Annotated in this window: 26 protein-coding genes and 1 other RNA gene; 15 read left to right on the forward strand and 12 right to left on the reverse strand. The window is 54.8% G+C overall.

Annotation, left to right across the window (positions count from 1 at the left end; translation table 11 throughout):
* Nucleotides 1-100: 100 nt before the first annotated feature.
* Genes acuI through GOX61_RS00600 form a run of 5 tightly spaced genes read right to left on the reverse strand, consistent with a single transcriptional unit; the run spans nucleotide 101 to nucleotide 4,274 of the window.
* Nucleotides 101-1,096 (reverse strand): acryloyl-CoA reductase, encoded by a 996-nt coding sequence (gene acuI, locus GOX61_RS00580; RefSeq protein ID WP_170330483.1) that lies wholly within the window; start codon nucleotides 1,094-1,096, stop codon nucleotides 101-103.
* A gap of 57 nt (nucleotides 1,097-1,153) precedes the next feature.
* Nucleotides 1,154-2,248 (reverse strand): dimethylsulfoniopropionate demethylase, encoded by a 1,095-nt coding sequence (locus GOX61_RS00585; RefSeq protein ID WP_170330485.1) that lies wholly within the window; start codon nucleotides 2,246-2,248, stop codon nucleotides 1,154-1,156.
* Between the two features lies 1 nt (nucleotide 2,249).
* Nucleotides 2,250-2,729: a DinB family protein gene (locus tag GOX61_RS00590; RefSeq protein ID WP_367646918.1), complete on the reverse strand. Its 480-nt coding sequence runs from the start codon at nucleotides 2,727-2,729 to the stop codon at nucleotides 2,250-2,252.
* 26 nt (nucleotides 2,730-2,755) lie between these two features.
* Nucleotides 2,756-3,460 carry a DUF1326 domain-containing protein gene (locus GOX61_RS00595; protein ID WP_155146951.1) on the reverse strand — a complete coding sequence of 235 codons (705 nt, stop codon included), beginning with the start codon at nucleotides 3,458-3,460 and terminating at the stop codon, nucleotides 2,756-2,758.
* A 4-nt stretch (nucleotides 3,461-3,464) separates the two neighbouring features.
* Nucleotides 3,465-4,274 (reverse strand): DUF2182 domain-containing protein, encoded by an 810-nt coding sequence (locus GOX61_RS00600; RefSeq protein ID WP_170330489.1) that lies wholly within the window; start codon nucleotides 4,272-4,274, stop codon nucleotides 3,465-3,467.
* Between the two features lie 67 nt (nucleotides 4,275-4,341).
* Here GOX61_RS00600 and GOX61_RS00605 point away from each other — a divergent pair, with 67 nt between their 5' ends.
* From GOX61_RS00605 to GOX61_RS00645, 9 genes are all read left to right on the forward strand, one after another.
* Entirely contained in the window at nucleotides 4,342-5,073 is a 732-nt protein-coding gene (locus GOX61_RS00605) for a FadR/GntR family transcriptional regulator (RefSeq protein WP_170330491.1), read from the forward strand.
* Nucleotides 5,074-5,201: 128 nt separating this feature from the next.
* On the forward strand, nucleotides 5,202-6,602 hold the full coding sequence (locus GOX61_RS00610) for a selenium-binding protein SBP56-related protein (RefSeq protein WP_170330493.1): 1,401 nt from the start codon (nucleotides 5,202-5,204) through the stop codon (nucleotides 6,600-6,602).
* A gap of 13 nt (nucleotides 6,603-6,615) precedes the next feature.
* Nucleotides 6,616-7,266, forward strand: a complete 651-nt coding sequence (locus GOX61_RS00615; RefSeq protein ID WP_170330495.1) for a hypothetical protein — start codon at nucleotides 6,616-6,618, stop codon at nucleotides 7,264-7,266.
* Between the two features lie 66 nt (nucleotides 7,267-7,332).
* Nucleotides 7,333-7,695 (forward strand): DUF4345 family protein, encoded by a 363-nt coding sequence (locus GOX61_RS00620; protein WP_155146960.1) that lies wholly within the window; start codon nucleotides 7,333-7,335, stop codon nucleotides 7,693-7,695.
* Nucleotides 7,696-7,731: 36 nt separating this feature from the next.
* Nucleotides 7,732-8,078: a transfer-messenger RNA gene (ssrA, locus tag GOX61_RS00625) on the forward strand.
* Between the two features lie 102 nt (nucleotides 8,079-8,180).
* The gene (locus GOX61_RS00630; protein WP_155146962.1) at nucleotides 8,181-8,612 is read left to right on the forward strand and encodes an ester cyclase; all 432 of its coding nucleotides are present in this window, start codon (nucleotides 8,181-8,183) and stop codon (nucleotides 8,610-8,612) included.
* Nucleotides 8,613-8,743: 131 nt separating this feature from the next.
* Nucleotides 8,744-9,559, forward strand: a complete 816-nt coding sequence (locus GOX61_RS00635; protein WP_170330497.1) for a chromate resistance protein ChrB domain-containing protein — start codon at nucleotides 8,744-8,746, stop codon at nucleotides 9,557-9,559.
* Entirely contained in the window at nucleotides 9,556-10,809 is a 1,254-nt protein-coding gene (gene chrA / locus GOX61_RS00640; protein WP_170330498.1) for a chromate efflux transporter, read from the forward strand. Before GOX61_RS00635 ends, chrA begins: the two co-directional genes overlap by 4 nt.
* 76 nt (nucleotides 10,810-10,885) lie before the next feature.
* Complete coding sequence (locus tag GOX61_RS00645; RefSeq protein ID WP_170330500.1) at nucleotides 10,886-11,359, forward strand: SspB family protein; 474 nt, start codon at nucleotides 10,886-10,888, stop codon at nucleotides 11,357-11,359.
* Nucleotides 11,360-11,401: 42 nt separating this feature from the next.
* Here the strand turns inward: GOX61_RS00645 and GOX61_RS00650 are convergent, their stop codons facing one another.
* A complete protein-coding gene (locus GOX61_RS00650) occupies nucleotides 11,402-11,965 on the reverse strand; it encodes a hypothetical protein (RefSeq protein WP_170330502.1) in 564 nt (187 codons plus the stop codon).
* 206 nt (nucleotides 11,966-12,171) lie between these two features.
* Here GOX61_RS00650 and fumC point away from each other — a divergent pair, with 206 nt between their 5' ends.
* The 5 genes from fumC to GOX61_RS00675 are packed head-to-tail and all read left to right on the forward strand — an operon-like array spanning nucleotide 12,172 to nucleotide 15,135.
* On the forward strand, nucleotides 12,172-13,563 hold the full coding sequence (gene fumC, locus GOX61_RS00655) for a class II fumarate hydratase (protein ID WP_170330504.1): 1,392 nt from the start codon (nucleotides 12,172-12,174) through the stop codon (nucleotides 13,561-13,563).
* Entirely contained in the window at nucleotides 13,560-14,084 is a 525-nt protein-coding gene (aroQ, locus tag GOX61_RS00660) for a gamma subclass chorismate mutase AroQ (protein ID WP_170330506.1), read from the forward strand. The genes fumC and aroQ overlap by 4 nt, the downstream gene beginning before the upstream one ends.
* Complete coding sequence (locus tag GOX61_RS00665; RefSeq protein ID WP_170330508.1) at nucleotides 14,081-14,257, forward strand: DUF4169 family protein; 177 nt, start codon at nucleotides 14,081-14,083, stop codon at nucleotides 14,255-14,257. Before aroQ ends, GOX61_RS00665 begins: the two co-directional genes overlap by 4 nt.
* The gene (locus GOX61_RS00670; RefSeq protein WP_155146977.1) at nucleotides 14,254-14,475 is read left to right on the forward strand and encodes a ribbon-helix-helix domain-containing protein; all 222 of its coding nucleotides are present in this window, start codon (nucleotides 14,254-14,256) and stop codon (nucleotides 14,473-14,475) included. The genes GOX61_RS00665 and GOX61_RS00670 overlap by 4 nt, the downstream gene beginning before the upstream one ends.
* A 57-nt stretch (nucleotides 14,476-14,532) precedes the next feature.
* Nucleotides 14,533-15,135, forward strand: a complete 603-nt coding sequence (locus GOX61_RS00675; RefSeq protein WP_170330510.1) for a DNA-3-methyladenine glycosylase I — start codon at nucleotides 14,533-14,535, stop codon at nucleotides 15,133-15,135.
* 26 nt (nucleotides 15,136-15,161) lie between these two features.
* Here GOX61_RS00675 and GOX61_RS00680 read toward each other — a convergent pair whose 3' ends face one another.
* The 4 genes from GOX61_RS00680 to GOX61_RS00695 all read right to left on the reverse strand — a co-directional run bounded on the left by GOX61_RS00680 (nucleotide 15,162) and on the right by GOX61_RS00695 (nucleotide 19,508).
* The gene (locus GOX61_RS00680; RefSeq protein WP_170330512.1) at nucleotides 15,162-16,043 is read right to left on the reverse strand and encodes a fructose bisphosphate aldolase; all 882 of its coding nucleotides are present in this window, start codon (nucleotides 16,041-16,043) and stop codon (nucleotides 15,162-15,164) included.
* A 74-nt stretch (nucleotides 16,044-16,117) separates the two neighbouring features.
* On the reverse strand, nucleotides 16,118-17,467 hold the full coding sequence (locus GOX61_RS00685) for a cytochrome P450 (protein ID WP_170330513.1): 1,350 nt from the start codon (nucleotides 17,465-17,467) through the stop codon (nucleotides 16,118-16,120).
* Entirely contained in the window at nucleotides 17,464-18,678 is a 1,215-nt protein-coding gene (locus tag GOX61_RS00690) for a hypothetical protein (RefSeq protein WP_170330515.1), read from the reverse strand. The genes GOX61_RS00685 and GOX61_RS00690 overlap by 4 nt, the downstream gene beginning before the upstream one ends.
* 77 nt (nucleotides 18,679-18,755) lie before the next feature.
* Nucleotides 18,756-19,508, reverse strand: a complete 753-nt coding sequence (locus GOX61_RS00695; protein WP_155146987.1) for a cytochrome c biogenesis CcdA family protein — start codon at nucleotides 19,506-19,508, stop codon at nucleotides 18,756-18,758.
* A 105-nt stretch (nucleotides 19,509-19,613) separates the two neighbouring features.
* On the opposite strand from GOX61_RS00695, the gene GOX61_RS00700 reads away from it, so the two are divergent.
* Nucleotides 19,614-19,844 (forward strand): sulfurtransferase TusA family protein, encoded by a 231-nt coding sequence (locus GOX61_RS00700; RefSeq protein WP_170330517.1) that lies wholly within the window; start codon nucleotides 19,614-19,616, stop codon nucleotides 19,842-19,844.
* Nucleotides 19,845-19,902: 58 nt separating this feature from the next.
* Here GOX61_RS00700 and GOX61_RS00705 read toward each other — a convergent pair whose 3' ends face one another.
* Together GOX61_RS00705 and GOX61_RS00710 are read right to left on the reverse strand one after the other, a co-directional pair.
* Nucleotides 19,903-22,788 (reverse strand): Rne/Rng family ribonuclease, encoded by a 2,886-nt coding sequence (locus tag GOX61_RS00705; protein ID WP_170330519.1) that lies wholly within the window; start codon nucleotides 22,786-22,788, stop codon nucleotides 19,903-19,905.
* Between the two features lie 525 nt (nucleotides 22,789-23,313).
* A complete protein-coding gene (locus GOX61_RS00710) occupies nucleotides 23,314-24,648 on the reverse strand; it encodes a sigma-54-dependent transcriptional regulator (RefSeq protein ID WP_155146990.1) in 1,335 nt (444 codons plus the stop codon).
* Nucleotides 24,649-24,659 lie beyond the last annotated feature (11 nt).

Here is a 24,659-nt window from a genome sequence, read left to right on the forward strand (position 1 = left end):
GTACCAATGACCAGAGTTGTTTCTGCCATTTTGTACCATTTTCCAGAATAGAAGACCGGCCAGCACGATGACTGACCGGTCAAAGGAGTTTCGGTAAAGGTCAGCTGTTTACATCAACAACGACGCGACCCTTTACCTGTCCCTGAAGGATATCAGCGCCCAATTGCGGCAGATCGGACAGTGTCGCGGCATGTACCATGGCTTCCAGCTTGTCCATTGGCAGATCGGTCGCGACGCGTTGCCAGGCCCTCACACGGTTATCATAAGGCTGCATTACGCTGTCGATGCCCAGCAGGTTCACGCCACGCAAAAGAAATGGGATCACGGAAGCAGGCAGAGCAGCACCACCTGCCAGGCCAACAGCCGCAACGGAACAGCCATACTTCATCTGCCCCAGCACGCGGGCAAGCATTGCGCCACCTACGGCGTCAACGCACCCTGCCCACATTTCGCTTTCCAATGGGCGTTTGGTTGTCTCATTGAGCTCATCCCGCGGCACAATAGTCGTCGCACCCAGAGATTTCAGATAGTCTTCGGTCTCCGGTCGGCCTGTCACTGCTGCAACTTCATATCCCAGATTGGCCAGAATTGCCGTGGCGACCGACCCTACGCCACCCGCTGCGCCGGTGACCAATACCGGACCATGATCAGGTGTCAGCCCATGATCTTCCAATGCCATTACTGCAAGCATTGCGGTAAAACCTGCCGTCCCGACAGCCATCGCCTGACGTGCGCTCAGGCCCTCGGGCAGAGGGACAAGCCAATCGGCTAGAGCATTTGCTTTTTGGGAATACCCGCCCCAATGCGCCTCGCCCACCCGCCAACCGGTCAGTACGACCTTGTCGCCAGGCTTGTAACGATCATCCGACGATGCCTCGACGGTGCCCGCATAGTCGACGCCGGGAATATGTGGATAGCTGCGCACAAGGCCGCCACCTTTGGGCGACATGCACAGTCCATCCTTATAGTTGACGGTCGAATATTCAACGGCAACCGTCACTTCTCCGTGCGGCAGCATATCCTCGGACACCTGCTTGACCGACGCGCTTGCCAATCCACTTTCTTCATCTTTTTCAACGAGTAACGCATTAAACATCATCTTGCTCCTAGCAACGGGTCTGTTGACCCTTGTTTTTTTTATAGTCTGGCTTGATCAGCGCCAGAATTTCTCCTGCACTTCAGCCCAACGCATTCCATGCTCGGTCAATACCTCGACCCGTGTTCCCGGGCCCCAATGGGATCTGTCGACCATACCGATTGCGACATTCACCCCAAACTCAGGCGAGAAAACCGCTGACGCCACCTGCCCGACCTGACCACCTTCGGCCATCAACGGCCACGCTTCCGTGCAGGGTCCGATCTCACCTTCAATGACAAGCGGTCGGATTTGGCGCGGAGGGCCGTTTTCCGCCTGATCGGCCAAAGCTGTCTTGCCGATGTAGTCCTCTGGTGAATTGCAAAACCGTCCCAGCCCACATTCATAAGGCGTGTTTTCGCGCCGCATATCCGAGCCAAAGCTCAGCAAACCGCTTTCGATCCGCTCGATATTGTTCGGACACCCCGCCCGCACATGCAGGTCACGACCTTGGGCAAACAGCGCATTCCACAATGGCATACCGTAGTCGGAACCTTCGACATAGATCTCGAACCCGCCCTGTTTCGACCATCCAGAGCGAGCCACAACAAACTCGGTGTCCTCAAATGCCAGACGTTTGTAGCGGAAGAACTTGATATTACGGACTTCTTCGCCAAAAACGCGCGCCATCAAATCGTCTGCTTTTGGTCCCTGAACCGCCAGTGGCGAGACATCCGGTTCGGCGATTTGAACATCCAGATTCAGCGCAACGGCTATCCCCAGTGCAAATTGCCAGAAATCCCCATCAGCCACCGACAGCCAATAGTGATCATCGGCAAGCTTGATTGCTACCGGATCATTCAGCATGCCTCCATTCTGGTCAACAACGGGAACATAGTAGCACTGATCAGCCTGCATCCGATCCATATCGCGAGGGCTGAGCATCTTCATCAGACGCAGCGCGTCTGGCCCTTTGATCTGAACCTGACGCTCACAGGAGACATCCCAGACCTGCACATGTTGCTTGAGATGCGCCGCATCCGCTTCGACGCTTTCAAAAAAAGTCGGCAACAGCATATGGTTATACACTGTGTACCCGCTTACGCCCTCGGCTTCGACACCAGGTGAAAACGGTGTTTTTCTAACGCGGCGGCTGGGTGTGATGACTGCCATCTCAAAAATCCTCGGGCAGAAAAACAAGGTCGCTGACCGGAGCGTCTGAGCCTGCTTCGGTCAACATTTTGTGCAACTGACCCCTATGGTGGGTCTGATGATTGAACATGTGGATCACACATTGCGCGTAAGGCTTTGTAACATTGGCCTCTTTCGCAGCTGAGAACCATGTGAAGGACCCCTCGATCGGATCATCCCCTAGGGACTGAGCCCAGTCAGTGATACGCGCGTCAATGGTTTCGCGCAGCGGTAGCCACTCCGCCAGATCAGCACAAATTGACGTGCTTTCCAGAATACCACCATCAGGGGCAGCGCCTTTGTCAAAGCGTGACATCCAGATCCAGTCGCCCCACAGAAGATGGTTTGCTGTACCCATGATGGATCCGAAAAAGGCTCCACGATCACGGGTCAGATCGGCAGGTGAAAGCTCCTGAAGAAAAGCAGCCAACTGACTGTTTTCCCAATGATTATATCGGGCCATCTCCCGGGCAAACGCTCCGGTAATCATCACTTGGGCCCGTGCCAGTCGATTGGGCAAATCTCGGCTGATTTGCCACCGAAATCCCAAACCCGGCCATAGTCACGCACCTTGGACTTGGTGCCGCGAGCAACGATAATATCCGGGCCCATCCAGTACTTTGAGTTGGACACCATGACAGGATGCTCGGGATCTTTGCCAGCCAGCATCTCAATCTCACCCTGAATTTTCCGGCCGATTACGATCCGGCGCTTGTTGCCATCGCGTTCGATCTGAACCGGCGCACGCTCAGCACCGATGATTTCGCTAACCAACATGGTGAACAAACCGGTAGTGCCCCCGGCCTGGCCACTGAAAATCTGCAGCAATCCGTTATAGGCCTTACCGCTTGCACGCTCATCCATGTAAGCGGCGACTTTCCATTGCCCTTCGCCCATGCGCCCAGGAATATCTACCAACAGGCCCACATTCAGGCCCGAGAGGTCCTCGCCCTCGTAGTGTCCTTCGTCGATGATCACGCCCATCCAAGCGTGACAATGCCCTTCGGTCGGAGGATGCGCACCCAGCGAAACCACGCAAGGACAGAACACGTCACAGGAACAGTTCAGGATCAATTCGCCCTTGATGGCCCATTCAGTCGGGCTCATCTCGCGACGCTTTGGGTTTGGCATACGGCTGTCGATGCGTTGACTGATTGGCAGTCTGTCGGATTCCGGTTTTCTGTTCTTTGCCATAGACTTATCCTCCGAATGCAACTGGATAGATGAGCAGAGCCATGCCGCCCGCGATCAACAGGAACCCCATTGGACGGGTCAGGACGTGCCCGATCTGGGGGAGTTTCTCGAAAACCATGAACAGCGTCGCGAGACCCATCCACAAGAGGCTCATTACGCCGCCGACGAAGCCAAGTGCCATAAAGCCCCAACAACAACCAACGCAGAACGCGCCGAGGCCAAGGCCCATTCGCAGACCGCCGGTAAAGCCCGTTTTCCAATGGCCCAGGAAATACGTCATCGGCGCATGACAGACTCCATGGCAGACTTCTTTGACGCGGGTAAACTGAAACGCGCCGACTGCGATAAGCAAACCACCGGCCACCAAATGCGATTTAGCAATCCCGAGCATATCCACGACCCCGCCAAACAACAGGGCCAGTTGCACGCTGGTAATCAGCGCTGCAAACCCAACCCAGACGACGAAATATCCAGCCAACACTCCGATCCATCCTGAGCGGGTGCCGTTGGCGCTGCGGATCAGGTCTTCATAGCTGCGCAGTGTCGGTATCAGCGTCGGCAGCATCATCGCGGCCATCATGATGGCCCACATCCAGAACAGCGGCCCGAACTCGGCCATGGGCATGTACATGTCCATCCGGGGGTCCATGGCCCTCATGGCTTCGCCCATTGGTCCGGGGCGCCCGATCCAATCGAGATCCATGTCACGGCTCATCGAGTACATCATCCACCACGACCACAGGATCATGATGTAGAAACCCAGCCATAACCCGCTGCGTATCAATGCGCGATGCAAGTGTCCCTCCCGACTCATCCCTTGCTTTTCAAATGTCAGACTTTTAAATGTCAGACAAATAAAAATTTACATTGGCCGCCAGAACATGAAACTCAAACCTTCTAAACCTACGGATCTGTCGGCACATATCGCTCAGGCTATTCGCGATGCGATTGTATCAGGCGAACTGATCGTAGACGAACGTTTGCCTTCGGAAGCCGAACTTTCGGATCAGTTTCAGGTATCACGCCCCACCGTTCGCGAGGCTTTAAAAAGGCTGGCAGCTCAGTCGCTTATCCGAACACAGCGCGGCGCATCTGGTGGGGCTTTTGTTAACAAACTGAGCTTCGAGGACGCTTATTCACAGCAAGTCACGACCTCGACGTTGTTGCTGTCGATGAATGCCGTAAGCTTCGATACAGCCTGTGAGGCGCGCTATTCTCTGGAACGAGCCTGTGCGGCTCTATCTGCCGAAAGACGCACGGCCGATCAGCTGGCCACGATGCGGGCCGAGATTTTTCGGCAGTCACAACCCGGACTTACGGATGAGGCGTTCTGTGCATCTGATGTTTCGTTCCACCGGGCGTTGGTGGATGGTGCCGCTAATCCGGTACTGTCCTATCAGTTGGCCGGTGCGGTCGAGGCGATGCAGCCCCTGATGAACATGATCACCTTCACCGCTCGATCGCGGGAAGAGATCATCGCCCTTCACAGCCGGATTGCAGATGCGCTTGAGGCCCGGGATGCCAAAGCGGTAGATCAGGCGTTGCTTGAGCTTGAAGCCTATACCCGCCAATTGGCGCGCGATGTCGCCGAGAAGAGGCGTAAACCGAACTAAGATCCGATCAGATAAAACTTGACGCAAGACACAGACGAAAAGGACACTCGAGCAGGCACCATGACACCCGGCATCAAGACCGGAACTCTCAATAAAAATTGAATTTCAATTGCTTACGGGAGGACGTTATGAACCAAAGACCGGACCCAACCTTTTATCCATCAGCCAAGCTTGCGATGGAGGGGCCTACTGAAACTCTGGCTTTTACGCTGATGCTCAGTCCTGATTTTTCGCAACCAGATGGATTGGCTGTCGTGAACGTCGATCCAACTTCGGATGAATTCGGGAAAATCGTTCATCAGGTGATCATGCCAGAAAAAGGCGACGAGTTTCACCATTTCGGATGGAATGCTTGCTCTTCATCCTTATCACCGCTCAGTGGTCATGCGTTTCTGGAACGTCGCTATCTGATTATCCCGGGTATTCGATCCAGCCGGATCTACATCATTGACGTAAAAAGCCCGCTGGAAGCCAAGATCCACAAGATCATTGAACCCGAAGAAGTCTTTGCAAAGACTGGGTATTCCCGCCCTCACACGATCCATTGCGGACCGGAGGGCATCTATGTCAGCACGCTTGGCGGCGGTGGCAAAGATGGCACTGATGGCCCTCCGGGTATCTTCATCATGGATTGCGAGAGTTTTGAGATCATTGGCCGCTACGAGATCGAGCGCGGAGTGCAAGACAAGCATTATGATTTCTGGTGGAACCTACCACGGGATTACATGGTCAGTTCTGAATGGGGTCTGCCTCCGCAATTCGAAAACGGGATCGTCGCCGAGGATCTACTGTCGAACAAATATGGTCATCGTATCCATTTCTGGAATTTGCGTAATCGGACCAACATCCAGACCATCGATCTGGGTGAGAACCACCAGATGGCATTGGAAATTCGCCCTGCCCATGATCCGGTCAAACAGCACGGTTTCTGCGGTGTCGTGGTCGACACGACCAACCTGCAAGGTGCGATATTCACGTGGTGGCGCAACGATGACGGAACGTTTGAGGCCAAAAAAACCATAACCATCGATCCGCAGCCCGCTGATCCAGACGATCTGCCAGACTTGCTAAAGGGCTTTTCGGCCGTTCCACCACTGGTCACGGATATCGATCTGAGCCTGGACGACAAGTACCTCTATGTCTCCTGCTGGGGAACCGGAGAGATGCATCAGTATGACGTATCAGATCCGATGAACCCGAAACTGGCCGGCAAAGTCGAAATCGGCGGTATCGTCAAAAAGACCAAGCATCCCAACGGGCAAGAATTTGGCTATGGCCCGCAAATGGTCGAAATCAGTCGGGACGGTAAGCGTGTCTACTGGACCAACTCACTGTACTCGACCTGGGACGATCAGTTTTACCCCGGCGATCGAGGCGCGGCGATGGTCAAAGCTGATGTTGGCGAAAACGGTGGTCTGACGCTGGATCCGAATTTCTGGGTCGACTTCCCAGATGGTTATCGCAGCCACCAAATCCGACTGGAGGGCGGCGACTGTTCGACGGACAGCTTCTGCTACCCCTCCGTCTGATTTGGAATCTCTGATGACATCAACGGCCGGCCTCTGGCTGGCCGTTGTTCTGAGCGGCGCCTATCACGGCTTAAATCCCGGTATGGGATGGCCTTTGGCCGTATCAGCAGCGCTGATGGAGCAGCGTCAGTCCGCGCTTTGGCGGGCTTTGGCCGCTCTGGCCGGTGGGCATTTTCTGGCCATGCTAGGGGTGCTGTTGCCCTTTGCGCTTATGGCGGTTCTGGTGGATTACCAGCGCGAAATCCGAATTGGTGCGGCGCTGATCGTCATCGCGATGGGACTTTACATCGCCATTGTCCGAAGACATCCCCGCGCCCTGTCCCGCATCCCGCCAGGCAAATTGGCTTTGTGGTCGTTTCTTGTGGCCCTCGCGCATGGCGCGGCTTTGATGTTGGTGCCAATCTATCTGGGCCTGTGCGGTTTGGACGAACTAGACGCAGGCCATCGCGCGGTTTCTGAAATCATGACCACCAACGGCCTTTTGGTTTTAACCGTTGCTGCCGTTCATACCATCGCGATGGTACTTGGAGGCGGAGTTCTTGCGTATGCGGTTTACCGATGGCTTGGCCTGCAATTTCTCTCTCGCAGCTGGTTCAATCTCGAGCTTATTTGGGCACTAAGCCTGATCCTGGTGGGTGTGCTTGGACTCTGGTCAGCGATTTAGGTGCTTTTCTTTGCTTTTAGTCGGATTACTCTTTCCGGGCAGATACTAAGAACACATGAGGCTAAAATGATAACGACCGTCAATGTGATTGCCGCATTGCTCACAATTGGCTTTGGGCTGTTCGGGTTTCTGGCACCTGCATGGACTGCCACCTCGCTGGATCTGGCCCCAACCAACAGCAATATGGGACTGAGCGAGATGCGCGCGTCGGTCGGAGGTCTGTTTGTTGTGACCGGGATCGCAGTCCTTTGGCTCAACAACCCGATGGCCTACGCCATGCTAGGTGTTGTCTATGCCGGTGCGGCATTGGGCCGGTTTGTATCACTTGCGCTGGATAATCCGCCACTTGTCAAAGCAGCAACCTTTGGTGGAATCGAATTGGCGCTCGCGGCCTGGCTGATTTTCGCAAACATCAGCAAAACCTCATAACCACTTGATAATGCTTGCATCAGGGTAACCCATTCTGGATTTGCATCAGACCGGAACGTCACCTATATAGGGATTGTCCTTCGGGACTATGGACATAAACGCGCTCGTAATAAGCGGATCGGACCCGGGGGCGGTACCCGGCGGCTCCACCAACATCCTTCGTTTGAGGATCATGGGGCCGAAATAGGATCGACGAACGTCTAAAGGGGTTAGCTTTGTCTCGGCTGTCTGCCACCGTTACCGGCGAAAATAGTACAATTGCAAACGACAATCGTGCTCCGGTTGCAGTTGCTGCGTAAGCAGTAACAAGACCGAAACTTAAGCCCTTGCGCCTAGCAGCGTAAGGCGGGGTTCGCAGGTACCTGGCAACAGAAACCTGCATTTAGCTACATAATGTCTGAGTTTTTTGCATCTGAATTCCATTCCGGTTCAGAGTTTATTCACTCTTGTTCTGCAATCTCCGCTCAAAAGACAGGAGATCCGGGATGACGAATTCAGAGAGATTACGGGCGTGGTATTCCGAAGTCTGGGAAAAAGGAAATACCGACGCGATTGATCAGTTCTTTTCACCTGACACCATGGCCGAAGGGTTAATTCCCGAAATGCAGGTCGGCGCAGATGATTTCCGCGATCTTGTCACGGCTTTCCGGCACATTCTTGGTGAAATAACCGTGGATCTACCCAAGATCATTGAGGATGGTGATTGGGTCTCGGGCGTATTGCACGTCAGAACGTTCAGGGCCGACAACGGGGCTCCGCTGGAGGTTACTGGGCAGGTCATGGCGCGGTTTAAGGGTGACAAGATGGTTGAAGCCTACAACCAGTTCGACTTTATCTCGCTCTTTGAACAGTTGGGCCAGTTTCCCCTCGATACGCTCCCTGTTTGCATGACCGGGCAAAGGCTCGACTGGGCATAGCCACAAACCACGCAATCTTGACCCTATCTGCGGTTACGCTGTAGCAAGACCCCATGGGGTCAGCTTGCGAACACCCCGTGAGGCGGCAGCCCAAGTTTCGCATGTATCGGAAATGACCGAGGAAACATGCTATGGCTGCCCCAAACGCAATTACGCCCCGACAACTCATGCGACTGATCGGTACACCGCAAGTTCCGGTGTTGATCGACATCCGAACCGATCCGGACTTTGAGGATGATCCCTGCCTTATTCCCGGCTCTGTGCGTCACGCCTGCTCAGACATCGAAGGCATCATAGAACTGGTTGGCGATAACCCATGCGTCATCATTTGCCAAAAGGGTAAGAAACTCAGCCAGGGCCTGGTGTCTTGGTTGATGAGCGAGGGTCATGCGGCAGAGTATCTGGAAGGCGGTATGTTTGCCTGGAGGGACATGCCGGATGCGCTGTCGGTTCCGGTTTCCGCAGTACCCGCTCCCGTCGGAGAGAATACACTTTGGGTGACACGGCATCGTCCGAAAATCGACCGTATCGCCTGCCCTTGGCTGATCCGGCGTTTCATCGATCCAAAGGCCAAGTTCTTGTTTGTGTCTCCAACCGAAGTTCAGGGCGTCGTAGATCAGTTCGGGGCAACTCCGTTTGATATGGAAGGTGTGTTTTGGAGTCACCGGGGCGAACAGTGCACCTTTGATACGATGCTGGATGAGTTTGACCTGCGTTTACCCGCATTGGATCGACTATCAACCGTCGTTCGCGCAGCAGACACCAATCGACATGAATTGTCAGCCGAAGCTGCTGGCTTGCTTGCCATCTCAGTCGGGTTATCTCGCCAATATCGGAACGACCATCAGCAATTGGAATCCGGTTTAGCGATCTATGATGCGCTTTACCGCTGGGCGCGCGATGGTTTCGAGGAAAGCCACGACTGGCCTACGGATCGCAAAAAATGACCCCGACCACTAAAGAGCTTGTTCAGGTGTTTGGCCGCATCGGGCTTTTGTCCTTTGGCGGCCCGGCGGCACAGATTTCATTGATGCATCAGGAGCTGGTGGAACGGCGCCCCTGGCTGGATGAGCAGACTTATTTGCGCGCTCTGTCGCTGTGTATGCTGCTACCGGGGCCTGAAGCAATGCAACTGGCCACCTACGCGGGCTGGCGATTGCGAGGGGTTGCAGGGGGATTGATCGCCGGCAGCCTGTTTGTCCTGCCCGGTGCTTTGATCATCGCGATATTGGTAGGGCTTTATGCGGCCTATGGTGATCTACCATTGGTTCAGGCGGCGTTTCTGGGCGTCAAAGCCACTGTCATCGTTATCGTTGTGCAGGCACTAAGAAATCTCTCACGCAAGGCGCTGACCGATACCGAACATCGTGTAATTGCAATCTTGGGTTTTGTGGCAATTTTTGCGCTGAATCTGCCGTTCCCCTTGATCATTCTGGCGGCTGCGATCTGGGGCTATGTCACGTCTGGAAATTCAGTTGCCGAGGCCACATCATCCCCCTCCCCGGCACTCACCAGTCCCATTCGCACAGCTGCGATCTGGCTGACCCTTTGGCTGGGGCCGCTCATACTACTCACTTTGACCGGGCAAACACTTCTAAGCGATCTGGGTTGGTTCTTTGCCCGATTGGCGGTAGTCACATTCGGCGGCGCCTATGCGGTTCTCGCGTATATGACCCAAACCGTTGTTGATACCTACCAGTGGATCAGTACCGATCAAATGATTGACGCGCTGGGCCTGGCTGAAACAACCCCAGGCCCGCTTATTCTGGTCACCCAGTTTGTGGCTATGCTGAGCGGTCAGATCGCCGGAGGCGCCTCGCTGGCTATTGCAGCGGGAATCGTGGCTCTTTGGGCGACGTTCATACCGTGCTTTTTGTGGATCTTCCTTGCAGCCCCATATCTGGACCGGATTGCCACACGCCCGCGGCTGGCAAACGCAATGCGCGGCATCACAGCTGCGGTGGTCGGAGTGATTCTCAACCTCTCGGTGTGGTTCGGATTAAACGTGCTGTTCGGATCAGCCCTGGACTTAACATGGGGTCCGATCTCCCTGCCCGTTCCTGAGCTTGCTACGTTGGATGTTTCGGCCCTTGTCCTGACAGTCGCCGCTGCAGTGTTGATTTTCCGGCTGAAATCCGGTTTAGCCACCACTTTGGTCGTAATGGTTCTGTCCGGAATAGCTCTGCATTTAATCTGAACAATCAGGCACAACCCGGTCTTTCGTTTCCGTCCAAATCCCTTATGCTGAGGATAACCACTTTCGAGGATGACACATGTCGCAAGACATTGATTATGGGAACTTGATGCACACGGCCATGCGTGGCCTGATCAAGACTGTTCTGAGCAGCGTTGCAGAAACCGGCCTGCCCGGTGCGCATCATTTCTTCATTACTTTCGACACCCGGCAGGAGGGCGTTGATATCGCGGATTGGCTGCGGCAGCGCTATCCGGACGAGATGACCATCGTTATGCAGCACTGGTTTGAGAACCTCGAGGTTGGCGATGACGGTTTTTCAATCACACTGAATTTCGGTGATGCACCTGAGCCGCTCTATATTCCGTATTCTGCGATCAAGACATTCGTAGACCCTTCGGTAGAATTCGGCCTACGCTTTGAAAGCCCGGACGATACGGAAGAAGATGAAGAGCTTGATCACATCGTCGAGCAAACGATTGAGGTGATGCCTGACGAGCCGGAAGAGCATCACGACGCAGATGTCGTATCGCTGGATAGCTTCCGCAAGTAGTTGACTGATTAAGTCGTCTGTAAGCCCCGCCCTGTGCGGGGTTTATTGTTTTTGAAGGAACGTATCAACCGACCGCGATTTCACACCATTGCGGAACCGTGTGAAAGACAGATCAAGGCCACCATCAGCCAGTGTACGGTCAAACTGCTGCAGTTCGTATCCGCCATCCTCGTCGATAAACAATGAGAACACGGTCAAAGTATCCCCTACGATGCGGCCCCAGACGAAGGGTTCGCCTTTCATCGGGTCTAGGGGAACTTCGTGGCCAAAAACATTTCGCTTCATCGCCGCCGAATAAACATCCGGCCGATCCGAAGGGCGAAAATCCACCGAGAATTTTTGCTCTTTCACCCGCCCGTCATGCTTGTAGGTCGTCGTATGCCAGCTGACATTGAAGCCGCTGCTGGTTTCATGGATCGAAACGCTCATGTCACGGGGTGTAGTCGTACCATCTACATCAACGACATTGGCTGAACCAACATAATCTCCGATAAACGGCCCAATACCGGTTGCATGTGCCTGTCCGACAAACAGCGTCACCCAAAGCGTGAACATCGCCGCCAGGGCGGTCAAATACGAAGGACGGGTCCTAACTGAAACGCGCATGCAACCTCCACCACGGCGATATGTTTATTGTAGCTCAGCAGTCAGCGCGCACAATGGTGCTGTTTCCGATGTTCACAAAAAAAATGACGCTTCCGCCTGCCTATACCTTTGGTCCCCTTGGGTTTATGGTGCGCGCAACTGGCCGATTGCGCCTTGGCTCTGCTATGGCTAAACGGCATACGACTGCATACCAGACGGAGTGACCGATGTCTCAGACCCGCACCGAATCCGATAGCTTTGGCCCGCTAGAGGTTCCCGCCGACAAGTATTGGGGCGCGCAAACACAGCGTTCGATCATGAACTTCCCCATCGGCTGGGAAAAGCAGCCCGTCGCCATCGTGCGTGCGCTGGGCGTGATCAAGAAAGCTTGCGCCATGCAAAATAAGGCGACAGGCAAGCTGGACGCAAAAATCGCCGATGCGATCATTGAGGCAGCTGGTGAGGTTATTGAGGGCAAGTTCGACGACAACTTCCCTCTGGTGGTTTGGCAGACTGGTTCCGGCACCCAATCGAACATGAACTCGAACGAAGTTATCGCCAATCGCGCGATCGAGATTCTGGGCGGTGTAATCGGCTCCAAAAAGCCAGTCCACCCCAACGATCACTGCAACATGGGCCAATCGTCCAACGACACGTTCCCAACCGCAATGCACATTGCTGCGGCCATGAGTGTTCGAGATGTTCTGATGCCCGGGCTGGAAAAGCTGGCTTCGGGTCTGGAACAGAAATCGGAAGAATTCAAAGACATCATCAAAATCGGTCGTACTCATACACAGGATGCGACGCCTTTGACTCTGGGTCAGGAATTCAGCGGCTATGCACATCAGATTCGTCAGGGAATCGCCCGTGTAGAAGCTGCGATGCCCGCAATCTATGAGCTTGCGCAGGGCGGCACCGCCGTTGGCACCGGTCTGAACACTCAAAAAGGCTGGGGCGAAGCTGTTGCTGCAAACATGGCCGACATCACCGGCCTGCCCTTTGTCACCGCCCCCAACAAGTTCGAAGCACTGGCCGCCCATGACGCCATGGTGTTCCTGTCGGGTGCTTTGGCGACCGTTGCTGGCTCCTGCTACAAAATTGCCAACGACATTCGTTTTCTGGGTTCGGGCCCGCGCTCGGGTCTTGGTGAACTGATCCTGCCCGAGAATGAGCCCGGATCGTCGATCATGCCGGGCAAAGTGAACCCGACACAGGCTGAGGCACTGACCCAAGTGGCAGCTCATGTGATGGGCAACGACGCCGCGATCAAGTTCGCAGGCAGCCAGGGGCATTTTGAACTGAACGTCTACAACCCGATGATGTCCTACAATCTGCTGCAGTCGATCCAGTTGTTGGGCGATGCAACCGACAGCTTCACCGAACGGATGCTGATGGGCACCAAAGCCAACGAACCGCGCATCGACAAGCTGATGAAGGAATCGCTGATGCTGGTTACTGCCCTGGCACCAACCATCGGTTATGACAACGCCACCAAGGTAGCCAAAACAGCGCATAAAAACGGCACCACTCTGAAAGAAGAGGCCATCGCGCTCGGTTTTGTCGATGAAGAAACCTTTGATGCTGTTGTACGTCCCGAACAGATGATTGGTCCCAAGTGATCCGTCTGCGTAACGCTCTGCCGGTGTGCCTGATCCTGTCGGGCACTCCGGCTTTGGCGGACGCCCAGCTTTTTGGGCTGATTGACGAGCGGTTGGAGTGGATGCGCGACGTTGCCGCCTTCAAATACGCAAATGACAAGCCCGTCGAAGATATCGAGCGCGAAAAGGTCGTGTTGGCTAAGACCGTCGAAGAAGCTCAAGGCGCAGGTATTGATCCCGTCAGCGCCCGCAAGTTCTTTGAGGCGCAAATTGAAGCAGCCAAAGAGATCCAGACCTGCTGGATAGCGCGCTGGACGGATGGAGAGGCAGAGGCTCCGACGGAGTTTCGCGACCTTGCTGACGAAGTACGCCCCGCCTTGATCAGCCTTGGCGGTGAAATCATCCAGCAGATATCCCAACACACGCCAGTCCCCGAAACATCAGGTCCTGAATTTGATGCGCAGGTACAGGTCGATTGTCTGTCGGATGCCACGCGTGGTGAGCTGTTTGTGCAGTTACAAAGCATACCGCCCCGAAAATGAGCAAGCTGATCAACCTCAACCAAGTTCGCAAGCAAAGGGCCAAGGCCCAAAAAAAGAAACGCGCGGATGAAAATGCGGTGCGTTTCGGTCGGACAAAAGCTGAAAAAGATCTTGATCGAACACATAAACAAAAATCTGACCGCAATCTGGACGGTCACGAGATCGAAGAATGAGTGGCCGTCCTATCAAACGCTCTCTGACCCTGAAAGGTCACCGGACATCCGTCTCTCTGGAGGATGAGTTCTGGCAGGCTTTTCGCGAGATTGCGAAAACCAAAGACATTCCAATCAATGTGTTAGCGGCTGAAATTGATGTTTCTCGTGATCCTGAAACCGGTCTCGCCTCAGCCATTCGTGTTTTCATTCTGAACTGGTATCAGCAACAGAACTGAACCCTTGCCGATCTTCCATTTTCCTGACTAAACTGATTGGAACAAAAGGGGTACATTATGAGCAAAACAGTTACCGGCCCGGATGGTGAACAGCGCTGTGCGTGGTGTCAGGCAGCACCTGAGTTTTTTGAGTATCACGACAATGAATGGGGATATCCGGTCGCAGATGATCAGCGCCTGTTTGAAAAGCTCTGCCTCGAGAGTTTTCAGTCCGGGCTGAGCTGGCGCACAATTCTTGCCAAGCGAGAGAACTTTCGTAAGGCGTTTTGTGCGTTTGATTTCAATAAATTAGCAGATTTTTCTGATGCTGATATCGAACGGCTTTTGCAGAACGAAGGCATTGTGCGTCATCGCGGAAAGATCGAAGCGGTCATCAACAACGCACAGCGTGCTCAGGAACTGATCGCCTCTGAGGGGTCAATCGCGGGGTATGTCTGGCGGTACGAGGCCGAAAACCCGCCAGAACCGCAAACCGCATCCACATCACCTGAATCGGTCGCGATGTCGAAGGATCTCAAAAAACGCGGATGGAAGTTCGTAGGCCCCACAACTGTTTTTGCGTTTATGCAGGCCATGGGGTTGATCAATGACCATGCAACAGGCTGCGCGCAAAGAGAAAAAGCGGCGCAGTTGCGCCGCTCCTTCCAAAAACCAACGTAATAAGACTCCCCTTGAGGGGGGCTTTATTAGACAGAAGCGCGATAGATCTTGTCGATGTTGCCACCCAGCGCAGCGTTGAATTCGCTGTCCGACTGCTGCTTGGACAGACCTTCAGTCAATGCGCGCGAGAATGACGCAATCATTTTGCCATTCTGGTTCAGCAGATCGCATGCTTCTTCGGTCGTGTATCCACCAGACAGCGCGACAACGCGCAGAACACGCGGGTGATCTGCCAGTGCATCATAGAGGTTTGCTTTGTTGGGAATGGTCAGTTTTAGCATCACATCCTGCCCATCGGCCAACTGATCGAGGTTCTTCAGGATTTCTGCTTTCAGAATATCCTCAGCCTCAGCCTTGGTCTCGGAATGGATGTTTACTTCGGGCTCAACGATCGGAACCATACCTGCGCCGATAACCTCGCGCGCTACATCGAATTGCTGGGCGACAACAGCAGCGATACCTTCTGCATTTGCCTCGTGAATCACCGAGCGTTCTTTGGTGCCAAACACACCCTCAGCCTTCGCCAGCGTTTCCGCCAGTCCCGGGATCGGTTTCATCATCTGAACACCGTTCGCCTGCTCTTCCAGGCCTTTGTCGATTTTCAGAAACGGTACGATGTTCTTTACCGACCAGAGATAGTCGGCAACCCCGCGACCATCGATTGTCTCGCCCAGTGTGCGTTCGAACAGGATCGCGCCGATCACTTTATCCTTGGTGAAATCGTCCGCCAGAATGATACGCGCGCGCATTTTCTGGATTTCGCCAAACATCTCTTCGTCATTGTTGTAGTCGGATGCTTCAACGCCATACAGCGCAAGCGCCTTAGGGGTCGAACCGCCGCTTTGATCCAAGGCCGCAATGAAACCTGCACCTTTGGACATTTGCTCGCGCTGTTCTGCCTTGGACATAACTCTTTTCCCGTTCAATAATGATTCCGCTTTTTTCAACCGCATACAGCAAGGCGTTGGGCGATGGTAGTTTGTTAGCGCTCAACCAGCCGTAACCAAATTCCGTCTTTCGAACGCACAGTCAGATGTGCGACTGGAACCGGTGTCCGACCTTCGATCAACTCGAACCGAAAGTGGCGCAAGAGCATGGACAGGATCAGAGGCCCCTCTACCATCGCAAAGCCAGCACCTGTGCAGACACGTGGCCCTGCCGAAAAGGGGATGTAGGCCTCTCTTTGACATTTCTTGCCATTCTCGGTTCCCCATCTGGTCGGGTCGAACTCATCCGGCTTGTCCCACAGGCGTTCCTGACGGTGCAGGTGCCACGGGCTCAGGACAATCTGCGAGCCCTGGGGCACATCCCGGTCTCGAAAGCGTTCGGGACACGTTGTTTCACGCACCATCATTGGAACCGGAGGATACAGTCTCAGCGCCTCGCGAAAGACATCCCGGCTGAGTTTGAGTTTTGAGACAGTGGCAAATGAAGGTTCCTCTAGTATCTGCGCCTCGGCCGCCAGTTTCTCCTGCCACTCCGGATAAAGCGCCATCAGATACAGTGTCCACGCCAGAGCAGACGCACTGGTCTCGTGACCTGCCAGAAAGAATATGGCCACCTGATCGATCATTTCGTCCGTATTGAAACGGTGTCCGGTCTGCGGATCCGGGGTTGTCATGATCTTGGTGGCAAGATCATCCGGTGCCTGACCCGCCGATATGGCGGCTGCCCTTTCGGTCGTCAGACGTCCAATGAGTGCTCGGATTTCTTTGGCGTTCCTGCGGGTTTTAGCCGAATGAAACCGTGGCACCCAACGCGGCAGAGGTATGAACGCTGCGAGGTTCAGAAGCGGTTGTTCCCTCTGGTATGCGCGAAACTTCTCAAAAACCTGCGCCGCGATCTCATGCTCAATCGGAACCGAAAACAGAGTGCGAAAGATGACATCTGCGGCTGCATGGCTGGTGACTTCCTCACACTCGATCTCACTGCTGCTTTGCGAGCGCAGACGATCGACGCAAGCCTGCGCCGCAGCCAACATGGCCGGGAACGTGTCCTTTAAACGACCGCCTTCAAACGCGGGATCTATGATCCGGCGCTGGCGCTTCCAGGTATCGCCATTGGTCAGAAAAACCGAGTCACCAAGCAGCGGACGCAACCCCTCACTGATGCGGTTCGATTTGGGAAAGTCGTCTGGTCGCTGCTTCAGAACCGTGTTGATCAGTTCAGGCTGGTTGATCATGTATGACCGAAAAAACGGCGTACGAAACTCGGCCATCCAAGCCCGATACAGTCGCTGAGGTTGTGCTGAGAGCAAATCCTGGCGGAAGAGCTTCAAGTAGCGCCAGAGCGATACCTTATCTGCGCGAACCTGAGGCTTTGGGGGCGTCATGCAGCCACCGATGTGTATTTGGACACAGAGACATCGATGCGTGACTTGGATGGCGCCCTGCCGTCGAACCTCTCAGACAGGGTTTCAGGGCCAGCGGTTATCCGAAAGTAATCATAGTCGCCCGGTCGATCGAACGCGCAGAGGTACTGGAAATGAAGTCGAAAGAACCTCCACCGCAGTTCCTGCCAGCGTGCAGGAGACAGGGTTTGGGTGAACGCAGCGGATAACACCAGAGGCCAACGCTTTTCAGGACCAGCAACGCCACTGACTGACACAGGATCACATAACGCGAAGGCACACCCATCACCGGGTGCTGATACATCAATCCAGGTCAGCTCCGTGCGCTTGGACAGAAAGCTCAAGTCAGATCGCAACTGATCGGCTTTGGGCAGGAACGAAACCATCGGCACCACCTGCCCCAGTGTAAGGAATGACAGTGTCGGGCCCTTCACCTTGTATTTCTGATCACGTAGCAAATCCGCCAACACGGAAACACCCAGATGTGCACCAGAGCTATGACCGACAACCAGCACTTCATCTGCACCAGAGCTCAGGGCTTGCGCGATCAGAGATTTAAACTCAGCCAGGCGCGCACACATCTCGGGAGACGTTTCCCCCCAATGGCGCGCAGAATGGGCATAGTCATGCATCAGGTAGTAGGCAAACAAGCGATTATCTATTTTGCGAAACCAGTTCAGTAGCGCGTAGGCTGCAATCAGTGCAGGTAATAAGGCGATCCAACCTACAAACATCGTCAGAACCGCGAAAACACCCCAAGCGGCGAAGACTGCGATCAATAGTTGCAACAAGAGCATTCCGACAGGATAAAGCGCGGCAATGACAGGACCCTTGCGTAGTCTCATCAAGCGCCACAAAACACCTGTTGAGATATAAATCCAGGCCGTTTGAGCCAGTTGCAGATATGTGGCCCCAATGGATCGCGCCATGCTGTCCCGCACGATATCCGACCAGACCAGAACCTCGACATCCGTCTCTGTATCAACGCCCTCCTGCCGCGATGTCACGTGCCACCCATATGGCCCATCGCCGGATCTGGCAGAAACTGCAATCTCATATCCTGAGATTTTAGACTGCAGATGCCCTTCTTTGCGGTAAAGTTCGCGATAGCGGCGGGGATGAATCGGGTCATAGCCAGGTATATAAAATACCCTGCGTTTGCGCACCTTTTGCTGCGTTTTCTGACTGCTCATTGCTTTGACCTCTGTCGCGCAGACTAGCCTAGCAATGCGGCCAAGGTAAGACCCGTATATCGTCCTGTTTCAGGATGTTAGCCCAGGGTTGCAAGCGCCGGGAATGTCTCGAGCAACCACCAGCTGAACTCGGTGAACAACCCCGTGATCAGCATGATACCGACGAACAGCAACAGCGCGCCCATAACCTTTTCGATAGTGCCCATGTAGGGCTTGATACGGTTCATTACGGCCATTGAGCGGTTCAGGAACATCGCAGCCAGCAGGAATGGGATGCCAAGCCCTGCCGCATAAACACCCAGCAAAAGCGTTCCACGGGCAACCGACGCCTCTGACGCAGCCAATGACAGGATCGCACCCAGCTGAGGTCCAATGCAGGGCGTCCAGCCAAATGCAAAAGCAAGTCCAAGAATATAGGCGCCAAAGACTGATCCGCCGGAATCTCCGGTCTCTACCCGGGCTTCTCGATCCAGCAGCGGAATGCGGAATACGTTCAGAAAGTGCAGACCAAACACGATGACAACAGCGCCGGAAAGCTTGGCGAAAAGCACCTGATTTTGCAGGACAAACGCTCCAAACGCCGAAGCTGTGAACCCCAACAGAAGGAATACGGTCGACAATCCAAGCACGAAAAACAACGCCGACAAAGTCGCCTTGCGCCGTGCGCGTGCCTCGTCCTGCATCTCGTTGATCGTGACCCCGCTCATATACGCCAGATAAGGTGGCACAATGGGCAACACGCATGGCGACAGGAAGCTGATCAGCCCCCCGATCATCGCAATGAACATGGCGGGTAGCAGTCCCGCGTCGATGATATCAATTCCGAACATGTTTCAGCACATATGGTATCGCACCGCCAACGTCACGGGGCCAATAGGTCACATCCTCGTGGTTGCATGCTGGACACCATCCTCAAGTGGAAATATCTGACTCGCATGACAAGTGATATTGAAACACTGGATGCACTGGGCCTGCTGTGCCCGCTGCCCGTCCTGAAGGCCCGGAAACGGCTGAAATCCATGCCGGTTGGCGGGTTGCTACGCGTTCTGGCAGATGACCCGGCTGCAGTGATCGACGTTCCACATTATTGCACCGAGTCCGGCAACAAGCTGATTAGTCAGGAAGATACAGGTAATCATCAGATCTACGTCATCCAAAAGACTTGAGCAATAAAACTGGCGTATCAGAAAGAAAAAGGCGGGCCTGTTAGCCCGCCTTCTTTGGTTACTGACCCAGAGACCACCATCCCCGCCGCTTGGGTTTGGCAGGAGCTGGTTCTTCTGGCACCGGCTCTTCTGCCACAACCTCCAAGACAGGCTCTGGCGTTTCAGGTGCGACCTGCTCAGGTTCTGGCTCAGACGCTTGTTCTTCTGCCGCTGCAACCTCTTCTTTAACGGGCGCCGCAGTTTCCTCCGCAGGTTCTTCCGTCACAGCAGATGCTTCTACTTCAGTCTCTGCAACTTCAGCTTCCACTTCGATCTGCTCAGAGACCGCCGTTTCGACGACCTCCGCCTCGGCCACGATCTCTACGCCTTCCTCGGCAGGTGCCTCCTCAGCGTTCTGCTCAGCTTCGGCATTCGCGACCTCTGCAGGTTCCTCGGCTTTCTCAGCGTCTGCATCTTTTTTGCGGCGGCGTGGTGCACGACGCTTCTTTGGCTTGGCAGGTTTCTCTGCCTCTGGCGCTTCTTCCGCAGGTGCTGCATCAGCCTCTACTGCGTCGGTCTTCTCTTCAGTGGCAGCATCACCACCATCGGCGTCTTCGGCCTCGGTCGGCTTGTCGCCTTCTTCTGACGCAGCCTCGGACCCTTCTCCGTTTCCACCGCCCTTCTTCCGGCGACGACGACGACGCTTGCGCTTGGGCTTGGTCTCTTCTTCAGCCTGAACTGTTTCTTCTTCTTCCTCGTCCTCCGAAGCATCCACCAGATCCATCAGCGATGCGTCTACGGATACCACGGGCGCAGTGGCCTCTGGCACTATCCGGCTGGCGGTCTTGAATTTCTCCATCGAGAAATCGGGGCTGACCAGATGGATATCGCCTTCAATGCGCACTGAAAGGCCATAGCGTCCTTCGATCTGAGCGATATGCTCGCGTTTCTGGTTCATCAGGAAGTTGGCAATGCTGACCGGGCAGCGCACCAGAACCTCGCGAGAGCGGCGACGTGTGCCTTCCTCTTCGATCTGACGCAAGATCGACAGTGCCATGTTGTCGTCCGAGCGGATCAGACCGGTGCCGTGGCAGGCCGGGCAAGGCTGCGTTGTCGCCTCGATCATGCCGGGGCGCAGACGCTGGCGGCTCATCTCCAGCAGACCAAAGCCAGAAATACGACCGACCTGAATACGGGCACGATCCGTTTTCAACTTGTCTTTAAGGCGCTTTTCGACGGCCGAGTTATTCTTGCGCTCGTCCATATCGATGAAGTCGATGACGATCAGACCTGCGAGGTCGCGCAGACGCAGTTGGCGCGCCACTTCGTCGGCGGCCTCAAGATTGGTCTTGAGCGCGGTCTCCTCGATCGAACCTTCTTTGGTGGCCCGGCCAGAGTTCACGTCGATCGCAACCAGCGCCTCGGTCACACCGATCACGATGTAGCCGCCTGATTTCAACTGAACTGTCGGGTTGAACATTCCCGCCAGATAGCTTTCGACTTGATAGCGTGCGAACAGAGGCAGCGCGTCTTCATACCGCTTCACGTTCTTGGCATGCGACGGCATGATCATCTTCATGAAGTCTTTGGCGATGCGGTAGCCACCCTCGCCCTCGACCAGAACTTCGTCAATGTCGCGATTATAGAGATCGCGGATCGAGCGTTTAATCAGGTCGCCTTCTTCATAGATCTTGGAGGGTGCGATGGATTCCAGTGTCAGCGCCCGGATTTGCTCCCAGAGACGCTGCAGGTATTCATAATCGCGTTTGATCTCGGATTTGGTACGCTTCGCCCCGGCAGTCCGGATGATCAAACCCGCACCAGTCGGCACATCGATATCCGAGGCAATGTCCTTGAGCTTTTTACGGTCGGCGGCGTTAGTGATCTTACGGCTGATGCCACCACCGCGGGCAGTGTTCGGCATCAGAACGCAATAGCGACCCGCCAGCGACAGATAGGTTGTCAACGCAGCACCCTTGTTGCCACGCTCTTCTTTTACGACCTGCACCAGCAGAACCTGGCGCACCTTGATGACTTCTTGAATCTTGTAACGACGCGGGCGCGGTTTGCGCGGAGGACGAATATCTTCGCTGTCATCTTCATCAGCGACAGACTCAATTGTCTCGTCTTTGTCCGTTGCTTCTGAACGTGCTTCGACCTCTTCAGCTTCCGACTCAGCGGCTTCGTCACCTTCGGATTCTTCAGCAGCAGCTTCTACCTGCTCATCTTCAGCAGTTTCAGGCTGCTCAGATCCCTCGGCTTCTTCACCGGACTCAGATTCACCAGCTTCTTCTGTGCTTTCGGCTTCCGCCTCAGCATTGGCTTCGACTTCTACTTCAGCAGTCTCAGTTACCGGCTCGGCTTCTTGCTCGGCAGCATCATCTTCCTGCTGTTCACCAGATTCGGCCTGACCTTCGGTTTCAGTGACCTCTTCGGGCTCCTCAACCGGAGTTTCAGCCACCAATTCTACGGGCGATGTGCCCTCAGGAATTGAGACATCGGCGTTTTCTTCACCTTCATCCAGATCAATGGTTTCCATCCCGGTAGGTTCCGAGGACGGATCCATGGTTTCGACCGGATCGTCGGATTTAACACCCTCTGCCTTAGTGCGTGAACGCGAACGACGCTTTTTGGGCTTCGCCTCTTCAGCTTCGTCACGTGCCTTCATCGCTTCGGCGTAGGCGCGCTCTTCTTCCATCAGGGCTTCGCGGTCTGCGACCGGAATCTGATAGTAGTCGGGGTGAATTTCCGAAAAGGCGAGGAAACCGTGCCGGTTCCCGCCGTAATCAACAAATGCCGCCTGCAGAGACGGTTCGACCCGTGTTACCTTTGCGAGGTAGATGTTTCCTGCAAGCTGACGCTTGTTTTCGGATTCAAAGTCGAACTCCTCGACCTTGTTTCCATCGACCACCACGACGCGGGTTTCCTCCGCGTGGGTGGCATCGATAAGCATTTTCTTAGCCATGTGTCCTTGGTGCACCGCGCCAAACGCGTTGTCCTTACCCGTCCGGGCGGACAGGCGCTTTTGGGGTGGTGTCTTGTCAGGGCGATATCGGACGGCGCGCGGCAGGGTCTGGCGCTCTGGCCCCCTGCCCGTTCACTCAATCGTTGCGCGCGCGTCATCGCGGTTCTTCTCCGACAGGCGCGATCCATGCCGCAGCCCGCCCATTTATTCCTTTCGCCCGTATTCCGGGCTCAGGTGCTCCAATACCCCGTGAGGGGCACAATCGGTCTGCCTGGCCTTGTGGGAATGATCACCATCTGCGGCAAAGCAGCGAAACTCAAAGATTCGGGACTTCTGGGCGCAAAATTAGCCCGGCCCGTCCCGTCACAATAAAAGCAGTCCTGTGGAAAAGACAATGGGCAAACTGCACGATCAGCATCTGCCGATAGGCATCAAAATCAGCAAAAAGCCGTCAAAGAGCTAATTTTCAGGGGTGTTTGGCCTAAAAAATATCCGGAGAGAGTGTCCCCTCTCCGGATTTGTTGGTCAGAGGTAATCGGAACGTTGCAGGCCATATTTGGCCATTTTTTCGTTCAAGGTCCGGCGTGGCAGACACAGCTCATCCATCACAGAAGCAATCGAGCCTTTGTGACGACGCATGGTATTATCGATCAACATCCGCTCAAACGCTTCGACGTATTCCTTGAGAGGCTTGCCTTCGGTTGTCATGACCGGCTGCATCTCTTCGTGATCCGACATCAACAACGATGCGATGGTACCCGACCCCCGTCGAGACTGAAGAACAGCCCGTTCTGCAATATTGATCAGCTGGCGTACGTTTCCGGGCCAGGGTGCCTGCAGCAGTTGCGCAGCTTCCTGAGCACTAACCTGAGGTGCCTCGCAGCCATATTCCTCTGCAAACTGCTCACTGAGACGAGTGAACAGTGTCAGAATATCCTCACCGCGCTGACGCAGCGGCGGCATGGTGATCCGCAGCGCGGCCAGACGATAGAACAGGTCAGGACGCAAAACGTCTTCGCTGGTTTTCCCGGCTTCCTGCAGATTCGAGATGGCAACGATCCGGGTTTCTGCCGGTGTGCCCTGCTCATTCATTACGCTCAACAGTCGAGCCTGGAGCGTATCGCTGAGAGCCTCTACATCCTCGAGCACCAGTGTACCACCGCGTGCCTCTTCGATCGCTGGTAGCTGTGCATCTTCGGGCATCATCGGGCCAAACAGCCGTTTCGACAGCGCCTCTTCTTCCAGAGCTGCACATGACACCAGAACAAATTTCTTACCCGCACGACTGCCGACAGCATGAAGCGCATGAGCGACGAGTGTCTTCCCGGTTCCGGTTTCGCCATCGATCAATACATGACCATCGGCTTGCCCCAGATCCAGAATATCTTCGCGCAGGCGTTCCATTACCGGGCTGGCGCCAATCAGCTTATTCATGATCTGGGTGCCGCCGGACAGTTCGCGACGCAGCGCGCGGTTATCCAATGTCAGACGTCGCGCGTTGCTGGCACGTTTCGCCAGTTCGGACATACGGTCCGGGTTGAATGGTTTCTCGAGAAAATCGAACGCACCGACGCGCATCGCCTCGACAGCCATAGGCACATCACCGTGGCCCGTGATCATGATCACAGGAAGCGTGCTGTCAGCGCCCATCAGTTTCTTCAGCAGCTGAATACCGTCCATACCCGGCATCTTGATGTCAGAGATAACAATGCCTGGATACTCCGGCCCCAACACCTTGAGCGCATCTTCAGCGCTGGAAAAGGTCTCGGTGTCGTATCCCGACAATGCCAGCCATTGGCTGATCGACTGGCGCATGTCCTGTTCGTCATCAACAATGGCTATCTTCATGGCCTGTGCCATAGTACTTCCTC

Origin of the sequence: Ruegeria arenilitoris (assembly GCF_013030265.1) — a bacterium.
GTDB classification, from domain to species: domain Bacteria; phylum Pseudomonadota; class Alphaproteobacteria; order Rhodobacterales; family Rhodobacteraceae; genus Ruegeria; species Ruegeria arenilitoris_E.